The organism is Mucilaginibacter sp. GW821-FHT07H05 (genome assembly GCF_059418485.1).
Window position 1 is genome coordinate 463,125 of sequence record NZ_JBWKPY010000005.1, and the last position, 23,794, is coordinate 486,918.

Here is a 23,794-nt window from a genome sequence, read left to right on the forward strand (position 1 = left end):
ATTATTGAGGGTTTTGTACAATTAACGGGTTAATAGCGGTCTCGGCGCTGGATATCGGCCAGATGTACCGGTTATCTGTAGCCAGCACGGCCGGTGCATTGCCCGCCGTGCCTGATTTTGCCGGCAAGGTGAGGCGCAGGCGCTGCAGATCGGGAACGCGGAAGCCTTCGCCCAAAAACTCGATCTTTTTCTCCTGTAAAATAGTAGCGATTAAAGCCGGTTGCGTAGCAATGCTTGCCGGCGGGAATACATAAGTAGCATCCGAACGGTTCCTCACCGCACTAAGCAGGGCGGCAGCTTTAGTCATGCTGGCTGCATCGCCGGTACGGGCCAAAGCTTCGGCAAAATTCAGGAGTACTTCTGCATACCGGATCACCGGGACCCAGTCGGAATACGTACTGGCCACTTTGTATTTACTGAGCCATTTTTGCCCGGTATTGGTAAATACAAAGTTCTTGCGTGCATCTGTCGACGCCGAACCATATACCGGATCGGAAATGGTGCCCGCCGGGTTCAGATAGAATTCGCCGTTACCGGGAGAAATATTAAAGTAATAGGCCAGTTGGTTCTGCGTACCAGGTGTTTCGGTAGCGGTGAACGGCAGTGAGAAAACAGATTCGGGACCGGCATAGCTCCCCAGAAAAACGGTAGCGATATTGGCCTCCAGTTTATTGCTGACACCACCAGACGGCGCCTGATAGGGGGCTGTAGCCGATACGATCTTGTTGCACTCGGTAATCACCCCGGCATAGTCGCCTTTAACCATGTCAACCCTTGCCTTCAGGGCAATAGCCGTATTTTTAGTGGCCCTTGTTGTATTTAAAATAGTGGTTGTATAGTTAGCGGGCAACCCGGTTTCGGCAGCGTTCAGGTCGGTTAGTATCTGTTTGTAAATGTCGGCAACCGTACTTCTGGCCAGTTGATTGTTGGCATTAGAATTTTCTGCATTTAAACGCAGCGGCAGGCCCAAACTTGTACCACCATTTAGGGTATAGGACTGGGCATAGGTTTGTACCAATGCAAAATAGCATAAAGCCCGGATAAACTGCGCTTCGCCGATGTAGTTGGCATACTGCGCCGATGTAATTTTACTTTGGTTAAGATTGAGGCCCGCAATAAAAGTGTTTACGGCGTTAATTGTAGCGTAACCAGCGCTCCATAAAGTACCTACTTCGCTTGTGCTGGAGTTAACGGCCTGCAACCAGGTTTGCTGCCCGGTTACGATATTAGGTTTGTTCATAATAAACTCATCCGCTCTCAGTTCATTGTAAATGATTAGTCTGCCGCCATAAAAGCTGCCGCTTTTTAACGAGGCGTACAGGCCATTGATCTGCGCCACAATCCGTGTAGGGTTGTCAAACGCATTGGCATCAGATATACTGGTGATGTTAGTGGGCTCGAGCAGGTTTTTCGTACAAGCCGTCCCGCATAATAGTAAGCAGCTTACCATCGAAGCCCTTAAAATCAGTGTGCTATATTTCGTTTTCATCGTCGTCTAATTAAAATCCTACGTTAATACCCAGTGTGAATGATTTACCGGCAGGCACAGAGTTCTTATCCCGGCCGGATGCGGTATTGGAATCGCCGTTAGCAGAGATCTCAGGATCTGAACCGGTATATTTGGTATACAAAATGATGTTGCTTGCAGACCCATATACCCTGATGGAAGAAACCCCTGTTTTTTTGTACAGCTTAACAGGAAAGGTGTACCCAAGCGAAGTAGTGCCCAGTTTGATATAACGGTCACTCTCCACGTTAAAGGAATTGGGTAATACAGAACCACTGGCCTGCTGATCGTTATAATGCAGGGCCGGGATATCGGTGACCTGGCCGGGGGTTGTCCAACGCCTTAAAATATCTACCTGATTATTAAAAAACCGGTTATCTAACAGGGTGGCTTTGGTACCGTTATAGATCTGGTTACCGCCCGAGTACACGATGTTGGCATAAAGATCAAAGTTTTTATACTTAAAAGTATTGTTAAAGCCACCATAGTAGGTGGGCAGGGTGGGGCCCATTACTACACCATCGCCATAAGCGTCTAAAGCCGGCGCTGTCGTCCCGTCCAGGTATGTCCAGGCAGCGGTAACCGGGTTGTATTGCACCGTTGCGCCATTTCTATTTAAATAAGTGCGCAAGCCGTTTGCCGGGTTAACGCCGGTGGTTTTAACAACGTAAACCGAGCCTACCGAATAACCTACCCGTGTAATATTGGTGGTTTCCAGGCCGCTGGTCCATATATCGGTGCCATTAGCCAAAGCCGTAACCCGGTTTTTTAAAGTACTGAAGTTAAAGCCTACCGTCCATCTGAAAGGGCCTTTATCGATAACATGTGCCTGGATATCGAACTCAAACCCACGGTTATACATGGAGCCGATATTCGTATTGATGGAGTTTCCGGGGATCCCTTTAGATGGCGATTGCGGGGCCGCTAAAATCAAACCATCGATGTTGTTATTATAATAATCGGCGTCCAGGGTGATCATATTTTCCCACAAACCAATGTTTAACCCGATGTCTGTTTTTTTACTGGTTTCCCATTTTAAAGCCTCGTTACCGGTTTGGGAAAGGGCCAGGGTAGCAACGCCGCCATAAACACCGGGGCTGTAAAGGGATGATGAGGCATAATCGCCAATATTAACGTTGCCTACCTGGCCGTAGCTTGCGCGCAATTTAATGGACGAAACCGTTTTGGCCAAAGCAGAGTTCAGGTAAAAACTCTCTTCAGAAAGGTTCCAGCCGATAGAGGCACCGCCAAAGTTGCCATATTTATTGGTTACCGAAAGGCCGGAAAAGCCGTCCCTGCGAAAACTGGCGCTTAACAGATACTTTTTCTTGTAATCGTAAAACATGTTACTGAAATAGGAGCGGATGCCATTTTCGGTATAGTTGCCCGTAGCCGCGCTTACCGTAGTAAACCCACCGGCAAAGGTTTCAAAGTAGGGGTCGGATAAGCCGGTGCGCGTGGCGCTAAAACCATTGATAACGGTATGGATCTCCTGATAACCGGCTAAGAAACTGAGGTGATGATCGGTAGCAAGCGTGGTGGCATAGTTTAGGGTATTGGTAAAATCGGTACGGTAGTTTGTGGTATACCGGCTGGTAGCCGAACCGTTGGTTGCAAAACCGCCGGCCTGATACGGGTTACTAAAGCTGATGTTAGATACGTTAAGACTATTAATACTGTAATTTGTTTTAGCCTTAAACCCTTTAAATAACTCCCATTCGGCATAAAGCAATCCTAAAAAATTGTTGCTCTGCGATGAGAATTTATCATGCTGCAGCTGCGGTAAGGGATTATAATAACCGGTTAAGTTGGTGTTGGGCCCAAGGCCTAAACCGCTGCCGCTGATATTATAAGAACCATCAGCATTAAATGGCAGCACGTTTGGCGGCAACACCATCGATTCGCGCACCAGGTTGTTCAGTCCAAAGGTATTGTTAACGCCGCTGGTCAGGTTGTTATTGAGTGCATCGCCATAGGTGAAATTTGTGCCGATATGCAGCCCTTTGATCAAACGATGATCCAGGTTAACCCTGGCCGACTTACGGGCAAAAGTGTTTTTAACCAAAAAACCTACCTGATTGGTATAACCCAGCGAGATGAAATAGCTGGTAGATTCGGAAGCGCCGGAAACGCTTAGGTTATGATTTTGCGCATGCCCGGTTTGATAAACGTAATTGTACCAGTTGGTTTCCTGTATGGAACCGTCGGCGTTTTTCCCCAGAAAATAAGTTGGCGCCAGTCCTGAATTGACCTCCGACTCGTTCTTGATCATTACATAATCTTCCGCGCCTAACAGTTTGGGTAGTTTTGGCCTTTTTGTAATACCATAATAGCCATCGTAAGTAACCTTTGTTTTACCGGCTTTGCCTTTTTTTGTGGTGATCACTACCACACCGGCTGATGCCCGCGAGCCGTAAATGGCTGTTGCCGATGCATCCTTCAGTACTTCGATAGATTCGATATCATCGGTATTAACGGTTGACAGCGGGTTATTCTCGGCCGAGTTGCCCACGTCGCCGGTAAACGAGGTGATCCCATCAATGATGATAAGCGGGTACGAACTTAGGTTAATAGAGTTAGTCCCCCTGATCCGGAACACGGGCACGCCGTTCAATGAACCACCGTTCGAGGTGATCTTAACACCTGCGGCTTGTCCTGCCAAAGCCTGGTCGAAACTGGGTAAGGGTCGGTTTTCGATGTCTTTGCCGCCGATGTGGGCAGATGAGCCGGTAAACTCCGCCCGGTTTTGAACGGTATAGCCGGATACCACCACTTCGCTAATCTGATCTGTCCGCGGAGTAAGGGTGATGTTAATAACCGTTTTTGTGCCTACTGTAACTTCCTGCCGTTCATAGCCAATAAAGCTGAAAACCAGGATGCTGCCTTCATCAGGAACGCTAAGCGTATAAGTGCCATTAACGGTTGTTTGCGTGCCTGTTTTTGTCCCTTTTATCAGTACGGAAACACCCGGTAGGGGGAGGCCTTTTTCATCGTTTACGGTTCCCTTAACCTGGATGGCAACCTGTGCTGCCGGTGTGGTTACAGCTGCTTGTGCCGGTTTGTTTGCATAGTTTTCTTTTAATTTAAGAACTATTGTTTTGTTTACGATAGCATAAGTAAGCGGCTGATTGCTGAAGCAAGCGTTCAATACCTCTTCGAGCGGTGCTTTATTGGCAACAATATCTACTTTGCGGGCCATGGCTATCCACTCCTGGTTATACAAAAAAAGATAACCGGTTTGCTCCTTAATTTTGCCGAATACTTTGGCCAGTGATGCATTGTGCTCGTTCAGGGTCACTTTTTGGGCGTAGCTATCTGCGCTTACCTGAAAGAAGGTTGTAAACATCAGTAAAGCAATTATTTTCATACGCAACAGTATCCGTTTATTAATACTAAAAATTGAAAAGCCGTTAAAAGCGCCGGTCTTTTCTAAATTCTCATCGGCCAGGGATAAGGCCGGAAACCTGGGGTTAATTATATTCCTTTTTAAGGATGGTAATGCGTAAACGACCGTTTTGTAACAATGTACAAGCGCGTTTTTGCAAATAGCAGTTAAATGCATAATTTTGCAGGATTAAGGTTAAACATTAAATTTCGGGAAGAAAGATTTTTTTTGATTGGCCTCAATCTAATAGCCGGGACGCTGCGAACGTTCCGGTTTTTTTATTGAGGTAATGGGTGAGTAATTATGGATCCATAGCCTGTTTTGCGTTTAATTAGTTAATTTTAATTAGTTGATTATTGTAACCGTATTTTCTTTCAGCGTGCTTTTTACCCCGCTTATTTCCAGCATCTTTAAAACCTCGGTTAAATTAGATGCACGGGCAATATACCCCGTTAGTTGATTGGCTGGCACCTTGCCCTGATAAGCAATTTCAACACCATACCATCGCCCTATTTGCCTCATGATAGTTTTAGTATCCGATTTATCAAAGCTAAACAGTCCGTTTTTCCAGGCGATACTTTCCTGCGTATCCACGGCCGAAACTTTGATCTGATCTGTGATTTCCGCCTGTTGCCCCGGGGTAATCATTTGGTTTGCCGCGCCTTTTTTAACTTTGATGGAACCTTCCAATAAGGTGGCGTTGATGTTTGTTTCATCCGGGTAAGCCATAATATTAAAATGGGTTCCTAAAACCTCTACCGATGTATGATTTGCCAGCATAACCTTAAATGGTTTGTGCTTATTTTTTGCCACCTCGAAGTAGGCCTCGCCGGTTAGTTCCACCACTCTATCGGCCCCGTTGAAGGCGGTTGGGTATTTTAGGCTACTCAGGGCATTTAACCAAACTTTAGTACCATCGGCTAAACTCACTTCATACTGGCTGCCCACGGGTGTGGCAATGCTGTTATATTGTATGCCCAATGCCGCTATGCCTGTGCCGCTGTTGTGGTAGCTTAGTGCCCCGTTGCCGGTTTTGTTTACTTGCGCGCTCCCTTGTTTAGCTATCAGCCCCTTATGGGTTTTATCCAAAACCACTATCGAGCCATCGGCCAGTGTAAGTATAGCTTTATTATTATTTTTTGTTCCTGATAAAATAGCCTGGTTATCGCCTGTGTTATTTTTATTAAAGGGCGACAGGTAATAAAACAAGCCGGCGCCCGCAAGCAAAAGCAGGGTGGCCGCCAGCTTCCGGGTATGGCTTAAAGCTATTTTAATTCTGAAACGCTTATGCCTGTCCAGGTGTGTTTCCTGCGCTTCCTGTATCCTTTCAAATAAACGTTCCCCTAATTCAAATCCATTCCTGTCTCCGCTTTCCCAGTTAATGGCACCGGGCAACTCCTGGTTATACCATTTATCCAATTTCACCCGCTCTTCGCAGGTAAGGTTGCCACTTAACCATTTGTCAGATAATTCTTGTAATTCTTTTTCAGTCAAGTGCAGCATTTAGAAATGATTTACATTTATTACATAGCGTGTAAAACCAGTGCACTACCCTTAGTTGGTAAGAAAATATTTTTTACCAGCCGGCCAGGTAAACCAGGGTGCAGGAGAAAAGCGTAAGGCAAATGAAGTTATTAAGACTTAAGCGCAGGGTTTTAAGCGCTTTACTGATATGAGCTTCGACTGTTTTTGGAGATATGGTCAGGCTTTCAGCAATCTGTTTATCAGAAAGTCCTTTATCCCGGCTTAGTTTGAATACCAACCGGCACTTATCCGGCAGTGTATCTACCAACGATTCTATTTGCGATCTTAATTCGTCAAAATCAAGCCATTGCTGTGTACTATGATCAGCAACTGCCGGAATTTCCAAATCATCAATATATAGTGGTTGTTTGTTCTTTTTCGCCAGTTGAGTCATTACTTCATATCTTACAACTGATGCGATATAGGTATGAAAAGTATATTTGAGCGTAATGGTATGCCGGCGTTTCCAAAGGTTAATAAAGGCGTCCTGAACAACTTCCTCGGCAATAGTGTAAGATTGTAATTGGGCATAAGCCTTAACCAGCATTTTTTTCCAGTACCTGTTGTAAAGCATTTTAAAAGCAATGGCATTGTCCCTGGCTATTAGAAGGATCAATTCTTCGTCTGAAAGGTTTTTTGACAATTCCATTTGCTATATCGATAATGCATCTAAGTTTATATTGCCTTTATCTTAAATTAACACTATAAATTTAGCAAATTCATTATATAATTAAGCATGCAGACTCAAAATATGTAAAAATATTACGATTTATTGATTTTTTAACTGAAAATACCAATAAAAATTATATTTTTTTCATTAAAAACATCAAAAAACAAAAAAATTTAACAAATGATTTATATTTTAATAAAATTCATATAGAAAAATAGTGCTTTTAGGTCGAAATATTACTTTTTAATGACCTGATGAAAGTAAATTTAATGATTTCATTGATTTAATATCATATCAAGCGCAGTATTTGCCATAGTAACCAGTAAGACAGGGGGCAAACACCAACAGAAGATGAAACCCGAAGTAGTACTCTGGAAATGGTTATTGTGCTGATTCCCAACAGGTGGGAAATATGGCAAATTAGCCAATCATTAACGATAGTTGGCAAATTGTTGATTGGGTTAAAAAGCCGTTTCAATCTATTGTTACAAATATCAACAGGCCATTAAATCGATACTATAAGGGTTTGGTGCTTATTCAGGTAAGCTTTTTAAAAAGATTATCTAAATAACCCCGTTAACCACACACGCTATTACGGTTAATTTAAAATACCACTGCCGGGGGCGAAGTTGGTTTAATACAATTATTTATTTTAATTTGTATCATCAAGCACTTGTCTGTCACCTTGATAAACCTTACTAATAAAATATAAACGTCCCTGATGCCCGAGAACATATCTGATTTAACGGATATAGTAAATGCTATAGCTATACATGATAGTTATGGCGCTTATAAGAAGTTATTTGGATTGCTTTTTCCATCAATCAAACGCTTTTCCTACAGTTTATTAAAGTCGCCCGAACTGGCAGAAGAAATTGCATCTGATGTAATGATCACTTTATGGCGAAAGCGAAAAATGCTTACGTCCATCAGTAATATCAAAGCGTATTCTTTTGTTATAGCTAAAAACCTATCCTTAAATATCATAAAGAAGAATTCGGGCGGCAGCGTAGTTTCGCTGGACGATGTTTCCATTAATCTGCAGATAGACAATACTACCCCCGAGTGGATATTGATTAATGATGAATTACGGAAAAGCCTCAATGATGCCATTAATGAATTACCCACTCAATGCAAAATCATTTTCAGACTGGTTAAAGAAGACGGACTGAGTTATAAGGATGTTTCTGAAATTCTGGATCTGTCTGTAAAAACTATTGATTCTCAATTGGTTATTGCCAACAGGCGACTTTCTTTTGCTATCCGGAAGGAGTTTAATCTGACTCCGATGAAAAAAAATTAAATTTCTTTTAGGGAGAATTTATTTTTTCGTTGTCATCTGCTTAAACCATTATAGACTCATCATTGATGGAGCACAAGCGGATTATACAATTATTGACCAGGAAACTGGCCAACGAAGCCACCCAAAAAGAAATTGAGGAACTGGATGAGCTGATGGCGCTTTTTCCTGAAGCAGTATATTATGAAGAAACGCTGAAACAGATCACCTTTAAAGACGAGCTTCCCGAAGAAACTGATATAGACCAGGCTTTTGAACTACATGAACAACAATACGGCTACGAGTTTGAGGCTTATCAAAACCATCCCTCCAACCACCCAAACAAAAAATATTTTAAACGCTGGCTGGTAGCTGCCACATTATTAGTAACCTGTGGTTTCGGCACCTATTTCCTGATCCGCAGTAATTTATTACATCGTAATCCTATTTCGTACGCGCCTACTACAGAAATTGTTTGCGGCAAACACATGCGCAAAAAAATCACTTTGCCTGATGGTACCAGTGTATGGCTCAACACCAACAGCAAGATACAGTATGATGATGCCATGCTGCAAAAAGAACACCGGGATGTAAGGCTTTATGGCGAAGCTTTTTTTGACGTGGCTAAGGATAAAAAGCATCCGTTTATTATTCATACCCAAAAAATAACGATCAAGGTTTTAGGCACAGCGTTTAACGTAAAAGCTTATCCCGGCGATCATATTACCGAAACAACCCTGATAAGGGGCCTGATAGAATTATCGCTTAACAGTAACCCGCAGCAGCGCATATTGCTAAGGCCGAAGGAAAAGCTGGCGTTAAAGGAAGGCGTTTCGGTTAAACATACCGATGAAAGCGATAAGGCGCAAATTCATAAAAAATTGGTTATTGAAAATATCGAACCTGTTGAAATATCGAACAAGGATTATTTTGAAGAAACTTCATGGGTGCAAAACAAGCTGGTTTTTAAAGACGAATCTTTTAAAGATCTGGTCCCCAAATTAGAGAAATGGTATAATGTCACCTTTCAGATCAATAATAAGGTGGCCGAAGACTACCGGTTTACCGGGATCCTTGAAAATGAAACGATAAGCCAGGCATTATCAGAAATGCAAATAATACGACCGTTTAAATTTAAAATAACCGCCAATGACAAAGTAATCATTAATTAAAAAAAGAGGATTGAAATAAAAAGCGGGAAATACGCCAATACTCCCCGCCCAATATCGATCCATTAAATCAGCAACGGGATGTTGCTGACAACTAACCGATTATTTAATTATTAACACCGTAAAATTATGAAAAAAGAAATACTTCATGATCAAGTATTTTCTGTACACTATTACCGAAAATTTTTATTGATGCTCAACTGGATTTTTGCCCTAAGTTTTCTGTTTTGTCTGAATGTATCCGCAAGCAGTTATTCACAAAATGTGAAGGTCAGCTTTAGTCTAAAAGATGCGTCCCTGAAAAAGGCGATCTATACCCTTGAGCAAAAGGGGAAAACCCGTTTTTTATATAGCGAGCAATTATTGCCGCAAGACAAGCAAATTACACTTAATGTTAACGATGTCCTTTTATTGGATGTATTAGATAAGATACTGGAAAATACCAACCTTGATTATCAGGTAACAGATGCCGGACTGGTGGTTATAGCGCCAAAGGGTTCGGTAGTCAAAAACATCAAGGTAAAAGGTACAGTTGTTGATAACAACGGCGAATCGTTGCCTGGTGTAAGCGTAAAGGCGCTTGGCACAGGTGCCGGCACCGTAACCAATGCAAAGGGCCAGTATGAAATAACGGTTCCAGAGGGCGCTTCTCTTGTGTTTTCGTATATCGGCTTTCTTTCTCAAACCGTACCGGTTGGTACCCTGACAGAAATAAACATCACATTAAAGGTGGATGAAGCGCACCAGAAACTGAACGAAGTAGTAGTAGTTGGGTACGGAACACAGCGTAAAAGCGACCTTACCGGCTCTGTTGCTTCGTTAAGTGGGAAAGACCTGGATAAAACTCCCGTAATAGGGGCCGATCAAATGCTGCAAGGCCGGATCAGCGGTTTACAGCTTACCCAATCAGACGGGCAACCGGGTAGCCCAACCTCTATCCGCATACGTGGTACTAACTCTATCAACTCCGGCAACGAGCCTTTATATGTGGTAGACGGTTTTGCAGGGGTTACCAACCTCACATCTATCAACCCAAGCGATATACAATCTATTGAGGTTTTAAAAGACGCGTCGGCAACTGCTATATATGGTAGCCGCGGCGCCAATGGCGTAATACTGATTACCACCAAAAAGGGAAAAGCAGGGCAGCACAATATCAATTTTGATGCCTATAGCGGTTTACAACACATCGCTCATAAAATTCCCCTGATGGATGCCACACAATTTGGCCGGTATTTGAACCAGTATTATACCGAATACAACGCGGCCAACCCCAGTACTGCTAAAACTTTGCCCTATACCGATGCGCAGATTGCCGGCTTTGGCACAGGTACCGACTGGCAGGATGCATTATACCGTACAGCGCCTATACAAAATTATCAGTTGAGTTTTGGCGGCGGCAGCAACGAAGCACGCTATTACCTTAGTTTAAACCATTTTGACCAGGACGGTATTATGAGAAACACCGGTTTCAGGCGCGAACTGGTTAGGTTAAACCTGGACAGGAATATAGGGAAGAAAATAAAGATGGGTTTTTCTTCGCAAATCTCCTACAATGTTCAGGCGGTTGACCCAACCATAACAGGTGTTGGATATGGTGCCGCTGGCGGTGCACTGAGTATGAGCCCTATTGTGCCGGTGTTTGATGCAAGCGGAGCATATACATTTGCAAACGGGCCAAGCGCTTATGTTGGTACTTATGGCAACCCGGTTGCCGGTGTGGAGCTGGCTACTGATCAGATCACCAATTCGCGCGGGCTTATCAATACCTTTGGCGAGTATGAATTTATTAAAGGGTTTAAATTAAAAACCAGTCTGGGGATCGACTATAATAACGCCGGCGAAAAATACTACCTGCCTACCACTATTTACATCGGGCAGCAAACCAACGGATCGGCTTACTCATCTAATAGCGTGAGCTATAGCTGGTTAAACGAGAACACCTTATCCTATAATAAAGTGTTTAACAAAATGCACGCTATTGATGCGGTGATTGGTTTTTCGTTGCAGGAGTTTAAAACCAAGGCGTTTAGCGCCGCCGCTCAGGGATTTTTTACCAATAACCTGGGTACAGATAATTTAGCCTTAGGCGCTAATGTTTTAACACCGCAATCCAATACGTATAAAAATACCATTGCATCATATTTCGGCCGGCTTAATTACCGGTTAATGGAAAAGTACCTGTTTACTTTTACCATGCGCTCTGATGGATCTTCCCGTTTCGGCACGACCTCGAAATGGGGTTACTTCCCGTCGGGGGCATTCGCATGGCGGGCATCCGAGGAGGATTTTATTAAAAAAATAAAGCAAATATCCGATTTGAAGGTGAGAGCCAGCTACGGCGTTACCGGTAACCAGGAGATAGGCTCGTACCAATCCTTATCTCAATATGCTATTAACAGCTACTCGTTAGGTACTACTCCTACACGTGTGGTAGGCGTGGGGCCCAATAATATTTCTAACCCTAACCTAAGCTGGGAATCTACCGCTTCGTTTGATTTGGGTGCCGATTTTGGATTGTTTAATAACCGTATTTCCATAACTGCCGATTATTACCGCAAAACAACCAGCAACCTGCTGCTTAATTTTTCCATACCTCAGTCATCCGGGTATTCCAATATCCTGCTGAATGCGGGCAAGGTACAGAATCAGGGATTTGAGGTTTCTTTAACTACCAGAAATATCGAGGCGAAAAATTTCAACTGGACATCAACGCTTAACTATGCCACTAATAATAATAAGGTATTGGATATGAATGGTACCAATAATATATTGGTAGGCAGCACCGGTTCGTACATTGTAACCAATGGCCTTGCACCTTCCATTTTGCGCGTTGGCCAGCCAATAGGCTCGTTTTATGGCTATCATTTTGATGGTATTTATCAAACCCCGGCACAAGTTACCGCTGCCGGTATATCGGGCGTGGTACCCGGCGATGCCATTATTCGGGATGTTGACGGCAACAAGATCATTAACGGAAACGACCGCGAGATTATCGGGCAGGCAGCTCCTAAATTTATTTATAGTGTAACTAACACTTTATCGTACAAACACTTCGATCTCTCCATCTTTGTTCAGGGTGTACAAGGTAATAAAATACTCAACCTTACCAAATACGCGCACAGCGGCGGCACTACGGCAAACGAGTATACTTTTATGGCCGATGCCTGGAATGGCGCGGGAAGCAGCAATACCGTCCCAAGAGTTTTCAGTCCATCTATACATAATGCCGGTGTGGTAGATAACTATCTGGAAGACGGAAGCTATTTAAGGGTGCAAACCGTGTCGTTAGCATACAATATACCGGTTTCGCCAAAATCGCGGGTATTTAAAAGCTCGACGGTGTATTTTACGGTCCAAAACCTGCACACCTTTACCAAATACACTGGTTATAACCCGGAAATAAACAGCTATGGCGCCCAAAACCTGAATGCAGGTACGCAGAATTTGAACCCCGGCAGCCAAAACCTGAACCTTGGGGCAGATATCAACTCGTACCCGCCGCCAAGAACCCTTTTACTAGGAGTTAAATTAGGATTTTAAACAAAGAACTCATATTTAATATCAAATTATGAAAAGAAGAATTTTAATGACTGGTGTAATAGTTGCACTAAGTTTTACCTCGTGTAAAAAATTCCTTACCGAGCAGCCTTATAGTTTTTTAACACCGACAAATTTTTACAAAAACGAAGGAGATGCAATTGCGGCGTTAAACGGAGTATTCAGTACCATGCAACCTCAAACGTCTTATCAGCGTACGGTTTATACCGTGTCTGATAATGCTTCAGATCTGATGTATGCCGCGCCAGGCTCTTCAACCGACCGGAACTCGCTGACCGACCACACCTTTGCCGCTGTAAACGGCGAGATTGGCAACTGGTATATCAATAACTACAAAATGATCAAGAATGCGAACGACGTGATCAAATATGTTCCGGCAATATCAATGGATCAGGCAAAAAAGGCAAACATTATTGGTAATGCTTACTTTTTACGCGCCCTCGGTTATTTTAACCTGATGACCGCTTTTGGTCCGGTACCGCTTATTACCGAGCCTGTTACTGCCGCCGACCCTAATCTGTATCCCAAAAAAGCTGCAATTGCCGCCATTTACGATCAGATTGTTACCGACCTTCAGTATGCCGAAACCAATTGCTATGCCGAAAAAAATATCGTGGCCGGCGATAAGGGAAGGGTTTCTTCCGGCGCGGCGTCCGCGTTATTAGCGAAGGTATTATTAACACGTGCAAAATCAACCGCTGCTAAAACTACCGATAGCCAGGATGCGCTAACGGAGTGTAATAAAGTGATTGGCGATACCGGCTCATACGGGCTGCTCAGCAATTATGCCGACATCTTTAGCTCGGATAATAAATATAACAAGGAGATAGTTTTTGCCGTGCGTTTTGGTACTGCCCCCAATGTTGGTAATATTATATTACGTATGTTTTACCCAACGGTGTTAGGCGGATACGGCTCGTTTTTTGTCCAGAATAATTTTTTTAACAATGGCTTTCCGTCAGGTACCAGGGATATACGTAAAACCTATAGCGTATCTAACCAGGCGGTTGACAGCAAAGGGGTAACGCAAGCCGTAACTCCGTTTTGCTACAAGTTTAAAGACAGCCAGTGGCGCCAGGATAATAACTCCAGAAGCGACTGGTTTGTATTGCGCCTGGCCGAAGTTTACCTGCTTCAATCAGAAGCGATGAATAATATAAACGCGGCCGACCCTAACAAGTTTAACGGTATAAATATAGTAAGGGCCCGTGCCGGACTAAACCTGCCGACGGATCAGTTTAACCTTACCAATACGCCAACTTCAGATAATTTTGTAGATGTTTTGCTGGCCGAACGGGCACGCGAACTTTGCGGAGAAGGGCAGCGCCGCTGGGACCTGCTGCGTTTGGGTAGGTTAAAATCGGCTATGGCCACTGTGAGCGTTACTGTTGATGACAATCACCTGTTATTCCCGATACCGCAATCAGAACAGGATGTAAATCCAAATTTGAAATAGTATTTTTTTGTTATTTATATAGCAGAACGTTTTCGCAAAAAAAACTTCATACCGTCATTAAATAGCCTTTGAGGATCTCGAAAGTGTCCGGGGCCGCATCATTCATAACGATGCGGCCTTTTTTTATTTGAAATGCATTTACGTCCTGAATGGTATAGGGCACCATAAATTAATAAATGCTACAAATACTAATTCAAACTTTTTGCAGTGTAATACGTAAAAAATTATTGTAATTTAAGTGAAATTCTTTTATTTGCCATTCATGAAACCGAACCTTTTTTTCTGCACAATTATTGGCGTTTTTATTATAGGATGTTTAGCTTCCTGCAAAGACATTATAGAACCCGATATCAGTAAAAAAACAGTTGAGTTACAAGCACCTGGCCCTAATTATAAAAGCACATCTTACAATATTAATTTTTGGTGGGAAGACGTTGAGGACGCCTTAACCTATCATTTGCAGGTGGTTTCCCCCAAATTTGATTCCATTGGAAGCCTGGTGTTGGATACTACACTTAAAAGCACTAAGTTTTCCATCAACCTTAGTCCTGGTAATTACGAGTGGCGGGTGAGGGCCGAAAATGGCAGTTACAAAACGGCGTACAGCGCTGCCCGGAGTTTTACTGTTTTGCAGTCTTCCATCAAAAATCAAAAGGTACAATTGCTGGGGCCGGCCAATAACACGTTAACCAACCAGGCGGCGGCAACTTTTTCATGGGGCGATCTGTATGGCGCCACTAAGTACCGGCTGCAGATAGATACCAATAACTTTATTAACGAAGCCCTGGTTGTTTATAATCAGGTGACGCCCAACCAGCAAATGAATTTTACTTTTACTAAAGACCAAATCTACCAGTGGCGGGTAAGGGCCGAAAATGATACCGCGCAGGCGCAATGGTCGGCCATTAACAGTATTAGCTACGATCATACACCACCGGCCAAAGTAACCCTGGTGGCCCCGGCAAATAACCAAACGGTTACGCTGCCCGCTACCCTGCAATGGAATACCGCGTTAACCGCCGCCAAGTACAAACTATACGTTTTAAAAAGTGATTCCACCACTTTATATAATTCAACATTTCCGTTAACTACCACCAATACCAGCTACAGCTTTAATATGGGCAGCTTTGGTGAAAAGGTATACTGGAAAGTAGCCGCGATTGACGCGGCGGGTAATGAAGGCGCGGTAAGCGACTTAAGGAATTTTGTCCACCAATAGCAGAAGATGAAGAATAAAAAAATGACTTATGTGTTGGGCTTGTTGGTGCTGGTGGTGTGGGGCATGATCATTTACCGCATATTTTCTTCGGTTAACCGGGACGATGACTATAAAAGCAATTTGATCAAACCATCTGAAAAGGAACCGTATAATGATTACGCCATTAAAGACGACACCACAAAATTAAGGTTAAACTACCGGGACCCTTTCAGCCCGGCCGGCCATGATACAGTCCCCCAGGTAGTTGTAAAGCGGAGCATTAGTACTATCAAAAGCTTGCCTCAGCCAGCTTTTAACTGGAGTTTTGTCAGGTATTCGGGCTATATCCGCAATCCCGATTCAAAAAAACTGATTGCTATTATGAGCATTAACGGTAAAAACACCATGCTGGCCGAAGGTGAAACCGAAGGGGATGTAAAACTGTTAAAAAACATGAAAGACTCTGTGAAGATCAGTTTTAAAAACCAAACTAAATTTATCATCATGAACGCCGCTTCTTTATGAAATTACCATTATTAATTGCAGGACTGTTTATAACAATTTCATCTTTCGGGCAAAAACTACCTGAAGTAGGCACTAATGTCAGGATAAATGAAGCCGATAAAACTATCGTCGCTGAAATCCGGCCGGTTAATTCAACCCCGTCAATGGACCCTTCAAATACCTATTACTGGTACGGATCGGGACTGATACGCCATACCCAGGGCGGCTATAGCGGGCGGCTGTTAAACGGCACTTATAGTGAATACTATTTAAATAAAAACCTGAAAGAACAAGGCGCATTCACTAAAGGGCTAAAAACCGGCACCTGGAAAACCTGGACCGAAAACGGTGTGTTAAAACAATTATACACCTATCAGTTTGGGGTAAGATCGGGTTTCTTCAGTCTTTATGACGATGCCGGAAAACCAATACAATCAGGCAATTATGATAGTAATGAATTGAACGGGAAAATAACTTTTTTCAGTAAAGATTCTGTTAGGGTTGTAAAGTATAAAAATGGCCGCGAACAGCCTAAAAAACAGCCCTCGCATTTTTTTGATAAACTCAATATCTTTAAAAAACATCAAAAAACAACAAATAGTAGTAAGCCCCCTGTTAAACCTTAATATATGCTTAAGGCTTCTGCTTTGTACATGGTTATTATTATTGCTTTAGTGATAGGCGTATTATGCTCGGCCGTTATCGTGGCAGGATATTACTACCGCTCGGTTTATCAGCAAAATTTCAGATACGACCAGTTGAAAAGCAATATACAGTCGGGCATAAACTTATTACTTACCAATAGCAACGAATATACAACAGAAAAAAAGATCAGCCTTTTTGGCAATGATCATGATAGCCTGATTTTGAAGCAAAACAACTGGGGGGCATTTGACGTGGCGACTGCGAGGGCATTTATACAAACCGATACTATAAACCGTGCTTTTTTAATAGCCAACGGCGTCGATTCGGCTAAATGGGCGGCCTTGTATTTAATTGACGAAGACCGGTCGCTTTCGGTTAGCGGTAATACGCATATACGTGGTGTGGCCTATTTACCTAAGGCCGGTATAAGGGAAGCTTATGTAAACAACCAGGCTTATACCGGCGATAAACGAATTGTGATTGGCGTTAAAAAAAATAGCGAAAAAAAACTACCCTCACTTTCAGATCAGCGGATCCAAAGTATCGAAAATCTTTTAAAAGCCCCGCGAAGCAACACTAACAACCTGGTTAAAAAAGATTCGGTTATCGTTTCTTTTTTAAAACCCACCTATACGGTCGACTTAAAAAAAAATGCGACCACGTTAAGTGATATCAGCCTTAAGGGTAATATCATATTATACTCGGATACTACTTTAACTATCGACAGTACAGCCAAATTGGATAACGTGATCATATTTGCCCGCGGCATTATGGTAAAAAGCGGTTTTAAAGGTAACTGCCAGCTTTTTGCATCCGATTCTATTTATATTGATAAACGCTGCGTGTTTGAATATCCTTCGTGCCTGGGGGTTATTAATTTGGATGATAACAATAAACTGATCAAGAAACTCAGCATCAATGATTTTTCGGAAATTAAGGGCACTGTTTTTATTTATGATCGTAAAAAAGATAACCTGCCGCCTCTCATCAGCTTAGGGCAGCAGGTAACCGTTGCCGGCCAGGTTTATGTTCAGGGCATGGTGAATTTAAAAGATAAGGTGCGTATTTACGGCAGTGTTTTTACCAACAGGTTTATCTACCAAAGCACCTACACCCGGTATGAAAATTATTTAATTAACCTGGATGTCGACCTATTAAAATTGTCTCCTTATTATCTGTCGAGTGATTTGCTGCCGGTAACAACCGGTAAAAAAAGAAAGGTATTGCAATGGCTGCAATAAATATACTCAGTAAAAAAGCCCGGGCATCAAGTGTGCTTGAAGTGATCATCTCTATGGTGATCATATTAATGGTTTTTGGTATAGCCATGATGATATTCACCAATGTAACCCGCACCTCGCTATCAGCCAAAAAACTGCGGGCCGAAGCGCAGATCAGAAAAATAATGCTGCAGACGGAACAATTGGCCCAGCCGGCTGATCAATCCTTCCAGATCGATGATTTCAACATCGAGGTGAAGATAAAGCAGCTTGAACAAAACGATAAACTGAACGAAATAACCGTTACCGCTTTCGACGGAAACCAACAAAAAGTGGCCCAATTGCAAAAGTTGATCATCAGTCATGATAAATAAGCGTATAAAAGCATTTACCATAATGGAAATAACGGTTGCCATGCTGATAGCAGCTATTGTAATTGCTATTACCTATACCTGTTATACCATTATTTATAAAAGTTATTTAGCGTTTAAAACCAGGCAGCATGAATTGGTAGAGATAAGCCAGCTAACGCAATTAATTGGGAAAGATATAGAGCGGGGCGACCTGATTTTACAGCGGACAGATGGCTTAGCGATTAAACACGATACCACTACCATTACTTATAGCATACAGCCCGATTATGTTTTAAGGATCACCAATGTGGCAGATACTTTTAAAGTGAAAACGGAAGCCTTAACAAAGTATTTTGAAGGATTACCCTTAACCGATAAGGCAGAAGCGGATGAGCAAAACAGGATGGATGAATTGAGTTTCACTATTCTGTTAGGCAATGATAAATTTCCGTATTATTACTACAAGCAATACAGTTCTCAAAACCTCATCAATAGAAACCCCAATGCCATCAATTGATATCAGCAGATACAAGCAAAAGAAGCCGGCGCCGCAAAAAACAAGTGCCGGAGAAGGGATTTTTGCTTTTTTAAACAAGGATATCAGCTTTGGGAAAAAAGAGTGGAGTGATAAAAAGAAAGAAAGCCTGTACCTGGAGTTAAGCTCGTTACTGCATGCGGGCATTAATCTTAAAAGCAGCCTGGAGCTAATTACTTCAGATCAGACGAAAGAACAGGACAAACAGCTTTTCCAGAGCATTCAAAAGTCTGTAATTTCAGGCACCAGCTTTTCCCAGGCGCTTAATCAAACCGGTAAATTCTCATTATACGAGATCTTCAGTATTCAAATTGGCGAGGAAACGGGTAAACTGATAGAGGTATTACAGGATCTGGCCAAGTTTTATCAAAACAAGATTAAACAACGCCGAAAGATCGTATCGGCACTGACCTATCCTTGTATCGTATTGTCCTCGTCACTGGGAGCGGTATTTTTTATGCTGAAATTTATTGTGCCCATGTTTGGCGATGTGTTTAAGCGCTTTGGCGGCCGCCTGCCCTGGATCACCGAAAAGATCATTGGCATATCGCAGGCGATGGAAAATGGCTTCCTGCCTTTTTTTATCTTCATATTGGTTGTTATTGTGTTTATTACAGCATTTCGTAAAAAAGATACATTCCGTAGGATAGCGACTGGCCTATTGGTAAAGCTCCCGGTTGTGGGCAGCCTGGTCCAAAAAATATATCTCGCACGTTTTTGTAATTCTATGCGATTGTTAATTAACGCCAAGCTGCCGCTATTAAGAGCCATCGGCCTCATCCGCCAAATGATCCGTTTTTATCCTTTAGAAACCTCGTTAAAACAGGTGGAGGATGATATTATGAAAGGGCAATCGCTGCATCAAAGCCTGCAGCAATTTGATATTTACCCTTCAAAAATGATACAGCTGATAAAAGTGGGCGAGGAAACCAATCAGCTGGATTACTTTTTTGAAAAAATATCTGAGCAATATATAGATGAGGTAGAATATCAAACCTCAACCCTCAGCAGTATGATGGAACCTTTGATCATCATTTTCCTGGGGTTTATTGTTGGTGTTATCCTGATATCGATGTACCTGCCCTTATTCCAAATGAGTAATAGTTTCCAATAGGGGGGATGCTACCGGTATATTTCCATATAGATTTCCAAGCTTAGTTTTTTAGATTTTTCATCAGCGGGCGATTGCTTCTGCGTTTTCCAGGAAGCCGACCTGAGCATGCCGATACCAGGGGTACTTTGCAATTTATCAGCCAGTTTTAATAAAGCAAAAAAACCGCCTTCAAAATTGAGTTTTTGAATAATGAAATGCGGGGTATGATATATCGCATCATCTGTTGGGATAACGGTTAGTTTTACCTGCTCCTGTTCGGCTAAGCGGGCAATGGTATTAACCGCGTTGTTCCTGAAGGTAACCGAATCCAGTTGATAGGCTTTGATGATCTGATCCAGGTTCCTGTTTTTCCGGGCTACGTAAGCTGGTTGGGTACTGATATCTGTAGATTGGGACAAGTCCTGCTGCAATTGCCGGTGAAGGCTCCACGCGTTCAATGTGTTTTTAAACGCCAGTTGATAGCTGAGCGCCAAAAGCAAAATAGTGCCGCCTATCAGCAGATATTGCTTATTTATCTGAGCCAGCCTGTCCATTAATAGTTAATTGTAAGTGTAAACGCCCCTGTATTTAATTCGTTGTTAAAAGCATAACTATCCAGCCTTGCGCTTTTAACCCAGGCTTTTGTTTTTATCCTGGCCAGCCATTCATTTACTGATAATACCTTCTCGGCTAAGCCGCTTACTTTAATGGTATTATTCAAAAAAATAAGCGACCGGGCCTGCTGACTGCCCCCCGCATCAAGCGGATTGATGGTGACGCCTGTCCAGCTAACATCATGAGGTAAAACAGCAGCTACTTCATCAATCAGCAAACTTTTTTTTACGTTATTATCCCAGCCCAGTCCCTGTAGTATGGCTTCTTTTTCTTTCACCTGGTCGCTGTTCACTTTTACATCGTTGGTGTTTTGCTGGGTCCGGCTTAACTGGGTATTTAGCTGCATGTTTGATGATTGCAGCCAGGAGAACAAAATAAAGTTAACCACTAAAAGCAGGAAGACCGTTATCAAAACCAGCATGGCACTGGCCTTAAATTTCACATCGGCCTGTTTGCCTGCCAGCAAATTGGTATATGGTTGTGCTGCGGCGCTAACAGGCGCTATCTGTTCATTTAAAATAAGCTGAAATGCAGCCGCATAGGGTAGTAAAAGCTTTTCGTCGATAGTTTCGGCCTGTATCTTTATTTTATATTCGGCTTTTGCTGAGGGGTCGTAATGGTAATTTAGCCATTCGCCGTGCTCATCCCGGGCAATCTGGTGCCCGTTAAAAACAAAATCACCGCCGTATACATTTAACTCGCCCATGATGTTTTTTACGGCAAACGGGCCCAGGCTTAATATAACCGGTTGGTAACCCAGCTCTTTTAACTGGTTAAACCATTTATCGGCTTCGGCCTTACGAATAACCGAAACAAAAGAATAATCGGCGCTGATGAGGTTTTGTACATAAAAATCATCAATGTTGGCATTGGGTAATACCTGATTAAAGTTTGCAGCGTTTATTTCATCCGCTTTTTCAATACGCTTACTTAAAATACCCTTGCCCGACAGGTTTACGGCAAGCAATTGTTTACCCGGCAAATGCTTGTTTAACTCATTAATGTTGTTGCATCCCAAAAACTTTTGCTCAAGCTCAAGCTTTTGTTGCTTTATCGAAAGCAGGCAACCATCCATAACAAAGCTGCCATCCTGTTGAATATGGATGGCTAAACCTGCCGCCTGGTTAAACCTGTAAAGCTGTTTTAACATGAGTTTATCGTAAAATAGTTGGCTTGATAAAAACCAGCGTAACCACTTTTGAAGTAGTTTTATTACGCGTACTGAAAATATATTTCAAAATAGGTATCCGGGAAAGTATAGGCGTGCCCGAATTATCTTCGCTCTCCAATGTCCTTTCCAGCCCGCCTAATACAATCATATCCTCGTTATGCGCCCGTATCAGCGATTCAAATTTACTGGTCGAAGTAGGCGCCGGGGCATTAGCAGGCGGCGTACCAATAAAATCGGTAATATCAATTTTAATGCCCAGTGTTACCTGATCATCGCCGGATATCATGGGCTTAATATTGATAACCATATTAGCTTCAATAGAGTTGTATTGCTGCGTATAGTTTATGGTTGGAGAAGCCAGAGACGGTATAACGTTTTGTGTTTGCACCAGGTAATAGCGCTTGCTGCCAATAGTTAACGATGCCGTATGCCCGTTTAAAGTCGTCAGTTTAGGGATGGAATGCACCTCCACATTTCCCTGCGATTCCATGGCGCTGATGGTGGCATAGAAGTTAGGTACCACATGGCCAAGGTTCAGGTACGATCCGCCCAGTTTATCCAGTAAATTATTGATAGAAGAAGCCCCGAATGTAAAGTTGACGCCCGGCAGGATGGTGCCCCCGGTTTTTACGCTATCGGCAACGCCTAATTTAATACCGGTGGCGGTAGTCCGGGATTTATTAACGTCGATCATCGTCACCTCTATCATAACCATGGGGACTAACAGGTCTATTTGTTTAACCAGTGATTCTATCTCCAGTATTTGCGGTCCCGATCCTGAAAGCAGTAAGGTGTTTTGCTCGCGAAATTCACGGATCTCAACGCCCTTTTGCCACTCTTTCGGTATCATGGCCAGTACCGTATCAATTGACCGGTTTTGCAATTGGATAACTTTTTGAGCCCTTAAACCTTCAATCTTACGGTCGCCGATCAGGTAAATACCGTTTTCCAGCCTGAAGGTATATTCTGTGCCCGAAAATAAGGACGTTAAAAAGTTATCATACGTGATATCGGACACATGCGTGCTGATATTTCCCTTAATATCGCTGTAAAGGAAATAGTTTTTCCCTAACTCCTGCGACGCGGATTTAACCAGGTCGGATATGGTAGCGTTGGTAGCATCGGCCGAAATTAGTTTTTGCCCACCCGCCATTTTGCTGAACAGGTTAATATTACCGCCGCCTATATTGCCTGCTGGTTTAAAGGTCCGCCTGACACCTGTGTTTTTCTCTCCGTTGACATAAAGCTCTTCCCCATCGGTAAGTGATTGAAAAAGGTAAAAACTATCGCTGGTTTTCACCATTTTTAGTTCGTTAGAGAATGCCAGCTTTTCTAATGCCGCGTCAAAAGGGGCGCTTTTAATAAAACCCGATACTCTTTTGCCCTGCAGGGTGTTAGGTACCACCACGTTTTTTCCCGAAAGCTGGGTGATCTTCCGGGCTGCCAATACCAGGCTGTCGTTGTTTAATTCAAACGAGAGGGAGTTGGTTAACTGATCGTATTTCGCGGTTATTTCTTTCACAGGCGGCTTAACCAGCAGGCCGGGGTCCTGGTAGGGTGTGATCATGAGTATAGAGCCGACGTTTGTGATATTGAGGTTATAGGCCTTGGCTAAAAAAAGCAGCACGTTAATTGCCGTTACATTATTTAAATTATTGTTAATCCTGAAATTGAGCTTGGGGTCGACATTAACGCTTAAATTGTTTGATTTGGCCAGGGCCGACAAATAATCCTGTATCAATACATTATTTACCGAAAACTGCACTGTTTGCTTTAAACCGGGCACGCTTGCCGAAAGGGCGTTCAACCTTTCCTCAATAGCGGATAGCCGGTCTGTACTTTGCGAAAAGCAATGTGCGGCTATTAATAATATCAGAAGTAAAAGAGTAAATCTTTTTTGCATAATAAG

General features: G+C 42.8%; 18 protein-coding genes. 11 read left to right on the forward strand and 7 right to left on the reverse strand.

From position 1 onward, the window contains the following. Position 1: 1 nt before the first annotated feature. The 4 genes from AC07M6_RS16130 to AC07M6_RS16145 form a co-directional block, all read right to left on the reverse strand. Entirely contained in the window at positions 2 to 1,489 is a 1,488-nt protein-coding gene (locus AC07M6_RS16130) for a RagB/SusD family nutrient uptake outer membrane protein (protein ID WP_494891134.1), read from the reverse strand. Between the two features lie 10 nt (positions 1,490 to 1,499). Then, a complete protein-coding gene (locus AC07M6_RS16135; protein ID WP_494891135.1) occupies positions 1,500 to 4,874 on the reverse strand; it encodes a SusC/RagA family TonB-linked outer membrane protein in 3,375 nt (1,124 codons plus the stop codon). 363 nt (positions 4,875 to 5,237) lie between these two features. Further along, complete coding sequence (locus AC07M6_RS16140; RefSeq protein WP_494891137.1) at positions 5,238 to 6,395, reverse strand: FecR family protein; 1,158 nt, start codon at positions 6,393 to 6,395, stop codon at positions 5,238 to 5,240. A 73-nt stretch (positions 6,396 to 6,468) separates the two neighbouring features. Further along, positions 6,469 to 7,065: an RNA polymerase sigma factor gene (locus AC07M6_RS16145; RefSeq protein WP_494891138.1), complete on the reverse strand. Its 597-nt coding sequence runs from the start codon at positions 7,063 to 7,065 to the stop codon at positions 6,469 to 6,471. Positions 7,066 to 7,807: 742 nt separating this feature from the next. On the opposite strand from AC07M6_RS16145, the gene AC07M6_RS16150 reads away from it, so the two are divergent. From AC07M6_RS16150 to AC07M6_RS16200, 11 genes are all read left to right on the forward strand, one after another. Beyond that, positions 7,808 to 8,389 carry an RNA polymerase sigma factor gene (locus tag AC07M6_RS16150; RefSeq protein ID WP_494891140.1) on the forward strand — a complete coding sequence of 194 codons (582 nt, stop codon included), beginning with the start codon at positions 7,808 to 7,810 and terminating at the stop codon, positions 8,387 to 8,389. A 65-nt stretch (positions 8,390 to 8,454) separates the two neighbouring features. After that, positions 8,455 to 9,537 carry a FecR family protein gene (locus AC07M6_RS16155; protein ID WP_494891141.1) on the forward strand — a complete coding sequence of 361 codons (1,083 nt, stop codon included), beginning with the start codon at positions 8,455 to 8,457 and terminating at the stop codon, positions 9,535 to 9,537. A 126-nt stretch (positions 9,538 to 9,663) separates the two neighbouring features. After that, positions 9,664 to 13,077: a SusC/RagA family TonB-linked outer membrane protein gene (locus AC07M6_RS16160; RefSeq protein ID WP_494891143.1), complete on the forward strand. Its 3,414-nt coding sequence runs from the start codon at positions 9,664 to 9,666 to the stop codon at positions 13,075 to 13,077. A gap of 28 nt (positions 13,078 to 13,105) precedes the next feature. Continuing rightward, the gene (locus AC07M6_RS16165; protein WP_494891145.1) at positions 13,106 to 14,551 is read left to right on the forward strand and encodes a RagB/SusD family nutrient uptake outer membrane protein; all 1,446 of its coding nucleotides are present in this window, start codon (positions 13,106 to 13,108) and stop codon (positions 14,549 to 14,551) included. Between the two features lie 262 nt (positions 14,552 to 14,813). After that, positions 14,814 to 15,770, forward strand: a complete 957-nt coding sequence (locus AC07M6_RS16170) for a fibronectin type III domain-containing protein (protein WP_494891147.1) — start codon at positions 14,814 to 14,816, stop codon at positions 15,768 to 15,770. Positions 15,771 to 15,776: 6 nt separating this feature from the next. Then, complete coding sequence (locus AC07M6_RS16175) at positions 15,777 to 16,274, forward strand: hypothetical protein (RefSeq protein WP_494891149.1); 498 nt, start codon at positions 15,777 to 15,779, stop codon at positions 16,272 to 16,274. Then, entirely contained in the window at positions 16,271 to 16,879 is a 609-nt protein-coding gene (locus AC07M6_RS16180; protein ID WP_494891151.1) for a toxin-antitoxin system YwqK family antitoxin, read from the forward strand. Before AC07M6_RS16175 ends, AC07M6_RS16180 begins: the two co-directional genes overlap by 4 nt. Positions 16,880 to 16,882: 3 nt before the next feature. Then, positions 16,883 to 18,139 carry a hypothetical protein gene (locus tag AC07M6_RS16185; protein WP_494891153.1) on the forward strand — a complete coding sequence of 419 codons (1,257 nt, stop codon included), beginning with the start codon at positions 16,883 to 16,885 and terminating at the stop codon, positions 18,137 to 18,139. Continuing rightward, positions 18,127 to 18,492 (forward strand): hypothetical protein, encoded by a 366-nt coding sequence (locus AC07M6_RS16190; RefSeq protein WP_494891155.1) that lies wholly within the window; start codon positions 18,127 to 18,129, stop codon positions 18,490 to 18,492. Before AC07M6_RS16185 ends, AC07M6_RS16190 begins: the two co-directional genes overlap by 13 nt. Then, a complete protein-coding gene (locus tag AC07M6_RS16195; protein ID WP_494891157.1) occupies positions 18,482 to 18,988 on the forward strand; it encodes a PulJ/GspJ family protein in 507 nt (168 codons plus the stop codon). Before AC07M6_RS16190 ends, AC07M6_RS16195 begins: the two co-directional genes overlap by 11 nt. Then, positions 18,975 to 20,120 carry a type II secretion system F family protein gene (locus tag AC07M6_RS16200; protein WP_494891159.1) on the forward strand — a complete coding sequence of 382 codons (1,146 nt, stop codon included), beginning with the start codon at positions 18,975 to 18,977 and terminating at the stop codon, positions 20,118 to 20,120. The genes AC07M6_RS16195 and AC07M6_RS16200 overlap by 14 nt, the downstream gene beginning before the upstream one ends. An 8-nt stretch (positions 20,121 to 20,128) precedes the next feature. On the opposite strand, the gene AC07M6_RS16205 is transcribed toward AC07M6_RS16200, so the two are convergent. From AC07M6_RS16205 to AC07M6_RS16215, 3 genes are read right to left on the reverse strand one after another with little or no spacing between them, the layout of a single operon-like run. Continuing rightward, complete coding sequence (locus tag AC07M6_RS16205; RefSeq protein WP_494891161.1) at positions 20,129 to 20,653, reverse strand: hypothetical protein; 525 nt, start codon at positions 20,651 to 20,653, stop codon at positions 20,129 to 20,131. Next, a complete protein-coding gene (locus tag AC07M6_RS16210; RefSeq protein ID WP_494891163.1) occupies positions 20,653 to 21,864 on the reverse strand; it encodes a hypothetical protein in 1,212 nt (403 codons plus the stop codon). Before AC07M6_RS16210 ends, AC07M6_RS16205 begins: the two co-directional genes overlap by 1 nt. A 4-nt stretch (positions 21,865 to 21,868) precedes the next feature. Continuing rightward, positions 21,869 to 23,788, reverse strand: a complete 1,920-nt coding sequence (locus AC07M6_RS16215; protein WP_494891165.1) for a type II secretion system protein GspD — start codon at positions 23,786 to 23,788, stop codon at positions 21,869 to 21,871. Between the last annotated feature and the right edge of the window lie 6 nt (positions 23,789 to 23,794).